The organism is Saccharothrix sp. ST-888 (assembly GCF_000955975.1).
In the GTDB taxonomy this organism is placed as follows: domain Bacteria; phylum Actinomycetota; class Actinomycetes; order Streptomycetales; family Streptomycetaceae; genus Kitasatospora.
Genome location: NZ_JYJF01000026.1, coordinates 52,265 through 65,358 on the forward strand (window position 1 = coordinate 52,265; position 13,094 = coordinate 65,358).

At 67.6% G+C, this 13,094-nt stretch carries 3 protein-coding genes and 1 pseudogene; 2 read left to right on the plus strand and 2 right to left on the minus strand.

Annotation, left to right across the window (positions count from 1 at the left end):
- Positions 1-59: 59 nt before the first annotated feature.
- Entirely contained in the window at positions 60-509 is a 450-nt protein-coding gene (locus UK12_RS11925) for a hypothetical protein (RefSeq protein ID WP_156178672.1), read from the minus strand.
- Positions 487-7,524, minus strand: coding sequence for a polymorphic toxin-type HINT domain-containing protein (locus tag UK12_RS11930; RefSeq protein ID WP_052681815.1), 7,038 nt, complete (start codon positions 7,522-7,524; stop codon positions 487-489). The genes UK12_RS11925 and UK12_RS11930 overlap by 23 nt, the downstream gene beginning before the upstream one ends.
- A 650-nt stretch (positions 7,525-8,174) precedes the next feature.
- On the opposite strand from UK12_RS11930, the gene UK12_RS11935 reads away from it, so the two are divergent.
- On the plus strand, positions 8,175-12,419 hold the full coding sequence (locus tag UK12_RS11935) for a ricin-type beta-trefoil lectin domain protein (protein WP_045302695.1): 4,245 nt from the start codon (positions 8,175-8,177) through the stop codon (positions 12,417-12,419).
- 317 nt (positions 12,420-12,736) lie between these two features.
- Positions 12,737-13,094 (plus strand): annotated as a pseudogene (locus UK12_RS37805) (transposase); the annotation flags it as partial.

Genomic DNA, 13,094 nt, shown 5'->3' on the forward strand with positions numbered 1-13,094 from the left:
ACCGTGTCGGCGCTTGCCAAGGGAAGGAGCCGATCACTATCGCCGTGGCAAGTGTTCAGCTAGGAACTAGCACGCTGTACTCGCTCCCGCAGCTCCGAATCCAGAACCTCCGAATTTACCATCCTGCCGAGAAGCTCGCGGATGAATTCACGGTCGAAATTTGGCTGCTTCACCATCTCAACGACCCAGGGGGCGGCTAGCTGCATCCAATACGAGCGGCCAGAATTCCACGCCGCTCCAACGGTCAGCTCGATCAGCTTCTCGGGAGTTGACACACCGCCCCCTTTGAGAGATTCCCATGCGCGGGAAAACTCCCCAAGGCAAGCAGGGAGATCGCGCTCCATGAAGGGCCACATGGGAACGAACCCAGAGCCCTCAAGGGTCGCCCGGCCCTCCAGCTCAACGCCTACGCCGATCCGACCGTCGGGCATGATTCCAATCCATGCCCCGTCGCCGCGGTACACCACCGGAGTCCATTCGGTCATCTCAGCCCCATGGCCTGTAGTCATACTCAATTCCATGCCCATTCAAGAATTCTTGAAATTGCTGGCGTGTCGCATCCGTCCACCTGTGACCATAGTGCCCACTATTTTCCGTGAATACCAAGCGGCCATTATCGCGGAAGACGGTACCACCCAGCACGGTACTCTTATCGGCACCCATGGATTCTGCTAGCTGCTCATGCGGACTGAGCCCCCCGGGAATTCGCTCACGGTCGCCTGCCAAGAATTTTCCTGCATCGGAGTCGAATACGAATTCAGTCTCCGGCTTCGGAGAGGTGAAAGAGGACAAAGCGTCGCCGGACTTGACCCCTCGCCCCAATGCAACGTCGCCACACCCGCTGTTATGTACGAGGACCGGCGTCGAGCCCGCGAGTACATAGTACGTGTGCAGGTCTGCGACGGTGAGGTTGTAGGCGGTCTGCGGGGTGGTGCGGTAGGAATCGACGGCGAGTATCTGGATGGTCGTGCCATCGGGGCGACGGAGTTGGTCGCCGGGCTTGAGGTCGGCGGCGTTGGTCCAGCGCTGGGTGGTGATGTCCCAGTACGGGTGGTGTGCCGTCGAGGTGATGGTCTGCGGGTCGGTGGGTGGGGCGCGGGGCCCTGTTGTCGCGATGGTGAGGTTGGTGAACTCCTGGTCGTCCGGGGTCACGATGGTGGCCGTGACCGGCCGGGGCACGGTGGTACCGGTCTGCGGGTCGGTGGCGGTGACTTCGTCACCTAGTTGGATGCGGTCGACGGACTTGGTGGAGCCGTCGGCCAGCTTTACCTGAGTACCTGCCGGGAAACTGTTGCAAGGCGGGTTTGCGCCGTCGGTGCTCGGGCGGGCGGCCTTGCTGGCCGCCGTGGCCTCCTTGGCAGCCGGCTGTGCCGCGCGGGCACTCACGCCGCCGGCGGCCTGCTCGGCCTTCTGCGCGGTCGCAGCCGCCACCGCGCCACCCACGCCGAGGCTTGCCAGTGCTGCACCGCCGAGGGCCACGGCGCCTTCGGCGGTGGCAGCAGCCGCAGCGCCGATGAGGGCGCTCGCCACTCCCGCCTCTGCGCCGGTTGTCGTGGCCACGGCTGCGCCGAATAGCACGGCCCCGCAGGCTCCGACGCTCACGATGACGCAGGCTGCGGCTCCGACGACGACGGCCGTGACGACCATCGCGGCGATGACCGGATGCTCCTTGACCACCTTGACGACGGCGTGGGTGGCGCTCTTGGCCGTGCACTTCAGCCAGCCGCTGAAGCCACCGCATTTGCTCTTTGCGTGGCCGCCCCCGCCTCCGCTTCCTCCGTGGCCTGAACCGTTACTCCCTGTTGTGGCCACATGGGTGACCTGTGCATTGCGTTCCTCAGCCTGGGCTACGGGTGACAGTGGGGTGCCGTTGCGCGGCCGGTCCGTCGCCCCGCAGGTGTCCATGCACATCCACGCGAGTCCCGAGGGATCGGTCTTGTCGACCGGTGAGTTGTCGCTGTAGGCATAGCCGTTCCATTGCTGGGGGTCGAACTCCGCGAGTAGCGGGTCGGGGTTGATGAACCGTCCGTGGGCGGGGTCGTACTCGCGGGCGCCGAGGTTGGTCAGGCCGGTTGCGTCGTCCTTGGTGCCGCCGACGAATCCCTTGTCGCCGGCCCAGGTTGAGGCGTCGGGTTGGGTGCCGCGCGGGTTGCCGAACGGGTCGGTCGGGCGGCGGGTGGGGGTCTCCGCGGCGTCGGTGTCGATCTGCACGCTGTTGGTGCCGTGCGGGTCGGACGCCTGGTAGACCAGCTTGCCGCCGCCGGTGGCCGCCGTGACCCGGGTGATGGTCAGACCGCCGGGTGAGGGGTAGTAGCGGACGTCGGACATGGACCCGGACGAGGTGTCGAGGGTGAGCTCGTCGCTTCCCAGGTTGAGCGTGGTCTTGCCGGGGTCTCGGCGGATCAGCTGGCTGCCGTCCACGTCGTAGAGGTAGGACGTGGACTGCGACTGGCCGCTCTTGGCGAGGGAGTCGAGCTTGTCCTCGCCGTTCCATGTGAGGGTCGTGGTCCCGGCCGTGTCGGTGATGCCGGTGGTATTGCCGGCGACGTCGTACTGGTAGGAGGTCACCTTGGTGCCGGCGGCCGACTTGACCGAGGAGGTCAGCAGAGCGTGCGGGCCACCCGTACCACCGCCCGTGTTCGGGGCGCTGGTCGAGGTGTTCGGCCCACTGCCGAATGCCTGGGAGGTGGTGACGTCCTTGCCGGTGTCGCCTGTGACGTCGTGCTGGACCAGGCTTTTGCGGTTGCCGGTGGCGTCGTAGCCGTACGTCTGCCAGTACGGGGCGGGGCCGCCGACGCTCGGCTTGGACGGAGTTCCGCTCATGGCCGGACCGTCGCTGTTGGTGCAGGCACCGATACCGGGAACGGACACCGCGGTGCCCGCGCCGTGGTTGGCGCCGGAGCTGTCCGTCCAGGTGCCGGTGGGCTTGGTGGTGGTACCGCCGGTGTCGGTCCAGGCATTGGTGAGCCGGCCGAGGTAGTCGTAGCTGAAGCACTGCTGGTCGGTGGCCGTCGTGTTCTGCAGATCGGTGACCGAGGTGATCTGGCCAGCCGGGTTGTAGGTGTAGCTGATCTGGTCCAGCGAGGTCTGGCCCACCTGCTTGTCCAGGAAGGACCGGATCACCCGGCCGGTGGCCCAGTCGTACTGCTGGGTGGAGACCACCTGGCTACCGAAGTCGCCGAGGGTGGTCTTGATCGCCCGACCCAGCGGGTCGTACTGGACATCCTGAACCAGAGTGCTCATACCGCCGGACGCGATCAGCAGACCGGTGTTGCTGGGGCTGTAGTCGACACCCTCCGCAGGTAGCCCCCCGAGCGCCGGGAAATCCGTGTGGATCAGCGAACCCAGGATCGGCGAGTACTGATTGCTGGTGGTGTAGGTGCCCTTGAGCGCCCCTTCCGATGCCGGGATGGTGGTGCTGGTCACCAGCGGGCGGTACATGGTGTCGTAGCTGGTGACGGACTGGGTGTACGCCGAGCCCGAGGTACCGCCTACGTACCGTGTGGATGAGGCGAGTTGGCCCTTGGCGCCCGGCACCGTGTCGTACGTCCAGCCGGCGAGCTCGTTGGCCGGGGCCACATCGCCGGCGTACATGCCGGTCTTGCGGCCGAGCACGTCGTAGGTGTAGCTGAGCTTGTTGCCCTTGGCGTCGGTGGTGGAGGCGATCCGCGAGTTGACGTCGTACGCCGTCGTCGTGGTGCCGCTGTCGGGGTCGGTCACCGAGGTCTGCCGGCCGCGCAGGTCGAAGAGGTACGACCAGACGTTTCCCACAGAGTCGGTGCGCTTGTCCGGCTGGCCGGCCGGCGTGTACGAGTAGGACGTCAAGTTCGCGTCCGAGGCGGAACCGGTGGCGGCGGCGGTGCGGTACTGCCACAGCTGGGTGGTACGGCCGCGGGCGTCGGTGATGGTGCTGCTCGGCTGGCCGCCGGGCGGCGGCGCCGTGTCGGTCCGGTCCACGCCCGGGTAGACGGTGGTGGACGTCCACTGCGGCTGTCCGTAGGAGACGAACGCGTCGGAGGTCACCCGGCCCTGGCCGTCGTAGGTGATCCAGTCCTGGGCAGGCACCTGCGAGTCCTGCGAGACGAATATCGTCGCGTTCGGCTCGTTGGCGTTGTCGAAGTGTGGCGCGGACTTCTTGACGGGCCAGCCGTGGGAATCGTAGACGACGTCCGCGATCAGGCGGCCGGTGCCCGGGCCGTTCGCCCCGTTGGCCTGGGTCTGGCGCAGCCGTCCGAGACCGTCGTACAGCTCGTTCTTGACCGAGTAACTACCGTCCTCGTTCAGCGACTTGGAGGTCACCACCGAGGGGGCGGTGAGGCCGTTGACGGAGTACGAGAAGGTGTAGTTGGCCGGCTGGTTGGTCGGGTTGTCGGGGTTCCAGGCCGCGGTGAGACGGCCGAGCCCGTCGTACTGCCTGGTGGTGCTGCGGCCGTTGGCGTCGGTCGACACGAGTGGCTGGCTGCGGCCCGGGTCGAAGGTCTGGGACGTGGCCCAGTCCTGGCCCATCGGGCCGGTCAGGGTGACCTTGGTCGGTATCGCGCCGCTGGCGGGGGTGAGATCGGTGGTGGTCACCTTGCCATCGGGGCCGGCCGAGGTCTTCGGGCGGCCGTAGGCGTCGAACGTCGCTGTGGTCAGCGTGGCGTAGACCGGTTTGCCGTCGGTGTCGTAGGAGTCGATGGCCTGAGTGCTGGTCGGGTCGGCGGTCGCGCCGGCCTGGCCGAACGGCTGGCCGTCGAAGAGGGTCCGGGTGTCCTTCTGGGTGTTGGACGTGTTCGGTGTGGTGCCGCAGGGGCCGGTGACGATCAGCTCGCGTGCGACGACGGTGAGCATCATCGGATTGCTGCCGGACGCGTAGCTCTTGCTGGCGCACACCTCGGGCGTGGCGGCGGTGCCGTCGCCCTTGTCGTCTACCTGGACCGCCCGGTTGCCGTGAGCGGGGTCCGTGGTTGCGGCCGTGGTGGTGGTCCGCCAGGAACCGTCCGCCTTCTTCCCCCAGGAAGTGCTGTCGCTCCGGGCGGAGTCGTAGCGGGCGACGAGGTCGGGCATGCCCTTGGACTGCTTGCGGGTAGCGGTGGCCACATCACCGGACGGGACGGTGGTCTCGGCGGAGACTATGTCGCCGCCCGCCTTGTCGGAGGTCTGCGTTCCCAGGACGGTGCCGGCGAGCCAGTCGTCGTCGATGCGGGTGACAGCCGTGGCGCCGGGGTACGGGGTGAAGGACGCCGAGACGCTGCGGGTGCTGCCGTCGGCCTTGTGGTCGCCGTTCATGCCGCGCAGGTAGGTGCTCACCTGCTGGGTTTTGGGGGCTTCGCCCGGGTAGGCGCTTCCGGTGGTGGTAGTCACCGTCTGGTAGCCGCGGAACTCGTCCCAGGTACGGGTCTTGTCCTCGGTCAGCTCCGAGTCGTTGCGGTGCCAGGCCGCATCGCCGCCGTAGGTGTAGTCGGTGGACTTGATCAGGCTCGGGCCGGTGACCGCGTCCTGCTCGGCGACCGAGGAGACCAGGTACTTGTGGAACCAGTCCGCCACCGGGTCCTTCGCGGACGACCCCGGCAAGTACCACTTCACCGGCATGCAGGCCTTGGTGTTGCCGTCCTCGGAGGACGGCATGGTGCTGTTGACGCGGGAGCACTCGGTCGACCGGTAGTTGACGATGATCCGACCGCCGGTCTCGGTGTCGATCTGCTGCATGCGCGGGCGGTTGAAGGCTGGCTCGGCCGGGACCAGGCCGTCCACGCGGTTGGGCAGCATCCGCTCGGTGAAGGCCACCGCGGGCAGTGTCTGGGCGGTCTGCCCGTTGCTGCCGGTGTGTTGGACCGAGCTCAGCCACAGTGAGGGCTTCGTCCCGTCACCCGGGTCGGGGAACTTGTACTTGAGGTCCCAGGTGTCGACCGTGTTGTAGGCCGTGCCGACCAGTACTTGGGTTTCGATCTTCGCCAGTCGCAGCGGGGACCAGAAGGTGGGCGAGTAGTTGGTGCAGGTGTCCTTGGCCGCGCAGTTCTCGTCGAGCGGCGTGTCCGGCCAGGACGACTGGTTGGCCGTTGTGCGCTGGGCGGCGGTGCAGGTGATGCTGCCGCCGGGGGTGCAGCGTTCGGCGGTGGTGAACAGCACCTTCGCCGCGGGCTTCGCGCCGCCGTTCGCCGCGATCTGCTCGGGCAGGCGCTGACCGTAGGAGATCTGGGTCAGCTCGGCAGACCGGGCGTACGCCGTGAGCGTGCCGGTGCCGTTGTTCTGGCCGCCGCCGCGGCTGTAGTAATTCAGGTCCTGCTGGTACGTGAAGGTGATCAGGTTCTGGTGCGGGTCCACGACGTAGTCGAGGTTCCAGCGCCAGCCCTCCTGACACCACGACGCGTTGCCCTTGGCTGCGTCGTAGCAGTCGTCTCCGCTGCCCGGCGAGTAGACCGGCTCGTACTCGACGGAGTTGGCCGCCGGGTCGCTGTTGTTGCCACCGGGCAGGTGGTTGAGGCCGAAGTAGAACTCCGTGCCGTCGGTGGTGGTGACCTTCCAGTACTCGCCGCCGTGGGCCTCGTTGGCCGCACCGGTCAGCCGCTCGACCTTCGAGCCGTCGTCGCCCTTCAGGCGCCAGACGCCGGTGGCATCGTCGTGGACCAGGGTGCCGGAGTGGCCGCCGAGGTTCAGCTGGGCGTTCCACCCGGCCCAGCACTGGTCACCGGAGTTGGGGATCCCGTTCTTGTCGCAGCCCCGGTAGGTCCGCTCGATGAACCCCGGCTGGTAGTCCCAGCCCTCGCCGGCCCAGGACGCCTGCGCGTTGGTCGAGGAGGTCTTGCCGTCGATCGACGAAGAGTCGTAACTCAGACTGACCGAGGGCGCCGAACCACCGATGGAGGCCGGGGTCTGGATCGGGTACGAGTAGGTGAAGGTACCCATGTTCGTCCCGGCGCCCCAGGCCGCGGACGGGGAGAGCGGGGACGCCGAGTAGCTGCCCATGGCACCGGACGGCGAGGAGACGGCCGCGAGCACGGCGGCCGATACCGAGGGCGCCGCAGCAGGCTGGAGGAAGCCGGGCTGGGCCGCGCTGCCCCGACCGGTCGGCGCTGCGAGAGCGCTCTTCCTGGCACCCGCCGCCTGGCTGCCCGGCAGGGTCACCTCGGCGGTGAGCACTCCGGTGCTCGGGTCGAGGGAGGACGCGACCGGGGTCCGCTTGCGGCACGCGTCGAGCTGGGGGGTCGTCAACGCGCAGGCGGGCAGCGCCACCAGTTGGGCGCGATCCGACCATCCGTCGCCCTGAAGGGATTTGACGTCGACCGAGACTGTCACGCTGTGCGCCGTGTCCGTGGCGGGGGTTGCGTCGGTCAGGGCGACCACGGGGCCGCTGACTCCGGCGGCTTCGCCCTTGCTTCGGTCAGTGACGTCGACCCGTACCTGCTGTGCCGACTGGCTGGCCTTCTTGCCCGGAGCGAGCGCGATCGGCAACTGCCCGGCCTGGGTGAGCGGTTGGCCGCCTGCCCGGTCGGCCGAACCGGCGAGACTCCGGTGGGCTGCACCCGGATCGGCACCGATGGTCACCGTGGCTGAGCCGACCGCCTCACGGTGTGCCGAGGGCTTCCAGTCAGCTGGAACAGGGAACTTGGGCGGGCTGAGTTCGCCTACGGTGAGGTTCCTACCTGAAAGAGGCTTTCCGCCCTTGCCCAGGGGCGTGTTCGGCGGGGTCCATACTTTGCCATGGGGGCGGCGGGATGCCAGTGCCTCGGCGGGCGGTGCCGCCAGGAGGGACATCAAGACCGCCAGCAGACTTATCAGACTCAGCCAGCGAGGCCGACTGCGCAGCCATCGCCCGACTGGTCCTTGAGCGCGTGTGGCTCTCAAAGGTCAACTCCGGGTACGAATCAGCCCAATGGGTGGGCTTGTCGACATGAAGATCCGAAGATCAGTCAGACCTTAGAGGCCCATGGAACCAATCTGTCCGTCCACGGACATAGATGATCCGTGATTTGCTCATTCGTTACATGAGACCTGATGTTCAATCAGGACATATGGACATTTGGTGACGGAGCATTTGACGGCACCCGTGCGGAAGCCACATCGTTCCGCTCCGAACCTCCGTATGAACGTTGCGGATACCGAAGAGGGGGCACTTCACCGTCATGTTCCACGTCAAACCGATAAACCGGGCATCTCGAACATCGGGCCCACCGCGAGCGCGGACACGACGCCTGGTGGCACTGGCGGCGACCACCGCGCTGGGCGTCGGCCTGCTCATCGCGCCGGCCTCTGTCGCCGCCGGACCCGCGCCGTCCGCCGGACCCGCCCGGGCAGCGCTGACGGACCAGCAGCAGTCGATCCTGAACGCCCGCCAGCAAGCCAGGTCCATTGGAAAGCCCGTCGTGGTCGACGCACTGACCACCGAGACGTCGCAGACCACGGCCAATCCGAACGGCAGACTCACCACTTCCGACTTCCTCCAGCCGGTGCGGACCAAGCGCGGCACGGCGTGGGCCGACCTGGACACCACGCTGCGGCGCAACAGCGATGGGACTCTCAGTCCTGCGGTCACCACCAATGCCCTGACCGTCTCGGGCGGAGGCGACGGCCCGCTCGCCACCATCGCCACCGCCGACGGCAAGAAGCTCGCCGTCACCGCACCCTTCACGCTGCCCGCACCCACACTATCCGGCGACACCGCCAGCTACCGCGACGTCCTGCCCGACGTCGACCTGCAGCTCACCGCGCTGCCGGACGGCGGCTGGCGGGATGTCATCGTCGTCCACACGGCGACCGCGGCAGCCGATGTGAGACTCAAGACCCTGCACTTCCCGGTCCAGGCCACTGGCCTGAGCGTGGCCACTGACAAGGCCGGGAACGTCAGCGTCAAGGACGGCGACGGGAAGGTACGTCTGCACGCTCCCACGCCCTTCCAGTGGGACTCCAGCACGCCCAAGGCCCCGGTCGCCAACTCCAAGGCAGCCAAGGCGAGTCCTCGTAGTGTCGCCCCGAGGGCAGAGCCCACCACGCCCGCCGGCGGGTCAGGGCCGAGAGGTCCTGGCGATGGCGCCACGGTCGCGAAGATCGGTATCAAGGCCACCGACACCGCGATCGAGCTCACCCCCGACTCGGAGACGCTGGGCAAGGGCACCGGGCCCTGGTACCTCGACCCGACTCTTACCAGTGCGTCCGGCAGCACCCAGGGCTCGCTCCAGGTCCAGGAGAACCATCCGGACGTCGAGAACTACAACTCGGTGACCAACCTCGGTACCGGCTACTGCGGTTACAGCGACTGCACCGGCTACGGCCGTTACCGCGCCTACTACCAGATCGCCGTCAACCCGGTCCTCTACACGCAACCCGGCGGCGCGCCCCAGCCGCCGACCATCTACGGCTCGACGCTCTACGCCAACGTGGTCGACGCTTCCAGTCCCAGCACCGAGGTTCCGCTCGGCCTCTACAACACTCCGCAGATCGACAGCCACACCACCTGGAACAACCAGCCGTGCGGCAACGGAATGAGCGGCTGCGACAAGGTCGGCCCCTCCACCAAGATCACCGGCGCCGGGCCGATCGACTTCGACGTCACCTCGATGATGCAGACCGCCGTTGCCCGCAAGTGGGACGTCTGGACCGTCGCGATCGTGCCCGACGATGAGGACGACAAGACGTACCGGAAGCATCTCTCGAACAACCCGAAGATCGTCACCGAGTACGACATCACCCCGAGCATCTGGGGTCCGGCCACCAGTCCGTCCCCGGGCTTCGCCGCCACCAACCAGTACAACGGATGCCGGACTCCCGGCGGTGGCGCCTCCTACAGCCCCGGTTGGGTGGGCGCCAACCAGAACATCACCCTCTCAGCCAGCAGCTGGTCCCCGGCCGGGTTCAACCTGCACACCAGCTTCCGGCTCTGGGACGACAACAATAGCCAGTTCAACTGGTCGGCTGACAGCGGCTGGCTCGGCTCGTTCAACACGGCGACCGTCCCCGTCGGGATCAACTCCCTCAGCGACGGCCACCAGTACGGCTGGACGGCCAACGCCACCGACGACATCCTCACCTCGTCTGCCTCCGACTCGTGCTACTTCCGGGTCGACAAGACGTCACCGACGGTGAGCGTCAGCTCTGCCGACTTCCCGCCCTCGGGCACGCCCAACAGCAGCCCCGCCAAGTTCAACACCGACGCGGGCACCTTTACCATCAGCGGCACCGACCCTGCCCCGGCCGGCGGCAACGCCTCGGGCGTCGCCTGCTTCCGCTGGAGCAACAACCCCGCGCCGGTCACCGGTTGGCACTGCGGCGACCCCGGCACGGTCACGGCCGGCGCCGATGGCACGGCCAACTTCAGCTATGTTCCGGGCACTTGGGGAACCAACATCCTCTACGTGCAGTCCCAGGACAATGCCGGAAACTACAGTCAGCCCGCCGCCTACAGTTTCTACGCACCGTGGAAGCCGGGGAGCATGCCGGTCTTCGGCGATCTTACGGGCGACGGGAAACCCGATGTGGTACTGCCGGACGTGAGCGGCAACCTCCGGCTGATCCGCCCAGCGCTGGACGGAGCGACCGCCGCCGGGAACGTCAGCGGCTCAGCCGCGTTTTCGCCGACAGGCACATGGAACGGCGTCCAGGTCACCCATCGCGCCTCACTGTACGGTGGTGCGCCGGTGGACGACCTGATCGCCCACCCTGCTGGTGACCCCCGGCTGTACCTGTACAAGAACGACGGCCACGGCAACCTCATCTCCCGCACCTCGTTCTACAAGTCCGGCACTACCAGCAACACCCCGGTGACCTGCCAGGACATCACGGGCGCGGCCATCACCTGCCCCGCCGACTTCGGCACCGACTGGTCGAACGCCACCCAGATCCTCGCCCTCGGCACACCCGAAGGGGAGAACGTCAGCACAGACGCCAACGGCAGCCACATCCTCACCCGTACCTCCCTTCTCGCCGTTATCAACCACCAGCTCTGGCTCTTCCCGCCCGGTACCACCAGTGCCCGACTACTCAAACCGACCGACACCCAGGTCTCCAAGGGGAACTGGGACAACTACGACCTGATCGGACCCGGCCCCGCCAACGGCGGCTCCCAGCCCACTCTGTGGGCCCGCGATCGCATCAACGGCACCATCCACGCCTACCCGATCACCAAGAACGCGGACGGCACGGTCAACTACACCGCACTCACCGATCCCACCAGTGGAACCATCCCCACCACCAGCGGGGTCACCCCGGCAGCCTTCCCGATCGTCGGTTCCAATGGCGACCTCACCGGTGACGGCATCACCGACCTGTGGGCGCTGACCGCCGACGGCAAGCTGGTCGTCTGGCCCGGCCGTACCGTGGACGGTACCGCCGTCACACCCGTGAACGACTTCGCCGGAGCATTCACCGCCGGCGACTTCCGCGCGCCGCTCAGCCGCTGGAAGCTCAACGAGGCGACCGGCAGTACCACTGCCGCCGACACCACCGGGGCCCACCCGCTGACCGTCCAGGGCGGTGCGGCATTCCACGCCGACACCGTGGGCGGCCGGAGCACCGATGTTGCCGCCTTCAACGGCACCGACTCCGCCCTGACCACGGGGGCCTTCGCCCTCGACACCACCAAGTCGTTCACCATCTCCCTCTGGGCCAAGGCGAACAGCTCCGGCGGCGTCCTCCTCTCGCAGGACGGAACAACTGCCAGCACCTTCCAACTCTGGCCCTCAGACCGGGGATCCGGCGTGTCCGAGTGGCGCTTCGGCATGGCAGTGTCCGACACCAACGGCGCGGCCATCGACCAGACGGACTCCACCAACGCCACCGCCCGAGTGCAGTTCGGCACCTGGCAACAACTGACGGCCTCCTACAATGCCGACACCAAGCAACTGCTGCTCTTCGTCAACGGCGCACTCGCCGGGACCGGTCTACACAGCACCGCCTTCCAGAGCGGCGGGCCGCTCGTCATTGGCAGGTTCAGGAACAGCAGCGCGCCGGCGGCCTACTTCAACGGCAGTGCGGCGGAGGTCGCGATCCACCCCTTTGCCAGCCCCGTGACCACCTCCGCCCCCACCGTGATCCAGAGCGGAACCGGCGTCGGAAAGTGCATCGACAGCAGCAACGGCCAGACCGCCGACGGCAACCCCGCCCAGGTCTGGGACTGCTACCCCGGCATCGCCGCCCAGTCCTGGATTCTCAACGCGAACGGCACCGTCACCAACCAGGGGCACTGCCTGGACGCCGACCACGGAACACCCGCGAACGGCACCCACGTCCTGCTGTGGACCTGCAGCGGCGGCTCCAACCAGCAATGGCTACCGACCGGCACAGGCGGTCTATACAACCCGGCTACCGGCCGCTGCCTGGACGACCCCGACGCCAGCACCGTAAACGGGACGCAGCTCCAGGTCTGGGACTGCTACACCGTCCCAGCCCAGCACTGGAGCATCTCCAATGCGACGCCCGTACGGACCGCCCCGCTCCCGGGAACCTGACCCCGGCATCCCCGTGAGCGGCGTCCGCCGCCATGCACACCGGCCCCCGGCGCAATCCCCTGGAGCGCGTCGGGGGCCGTGCGCGTAAGCGAGCCCACCCGCAACCGCGAAGCTTGCGCGCTGAACTCCGATGGCGTCCCGCGGGATGGTGTAGCCGATCAAAGTTGAGGTGTGCGCGGGCTCGCTCCCGGGGCGCACACCTGCGAAGGACTCACGCTCCCTGAGCATGAGTCAGCCACCGTGCAACTCTCCGTAGTGAACTGCCAGTTCAACGATGGAGATGCACGGTGGCCCTGTCCTAGCATGACCTACTACGCCTGCTGGAGTCACTACGTTCGGCGGACGGGCTCGAACTCGTCCGTGGGGTGGCCGAGCGGATGCTTCAGGAGCTGATCGAGGCCGAGGCCACGGCCCGGATCGGCGCGGAATGGAACGAGCACACCGAGACGCGCACCGCGTTTCGCAACGGCCACCGGGACAAGACCCTGACCACCCAGGCCGGCGACCTGGACCTGGCCATCCCCAAACTGCGGTCGGGGAGCTTCTTCCCGAGCCTGCTGTGCTGGAGCGGCGACGCCGGATCGACCAGGCCCTGTACGCGGTCATCATGGAGGCCTACGTCCACGGCGTGTCCACGCGGTCGGTCGACGACCTGGTCAAGGCCCTCGGCGCGGA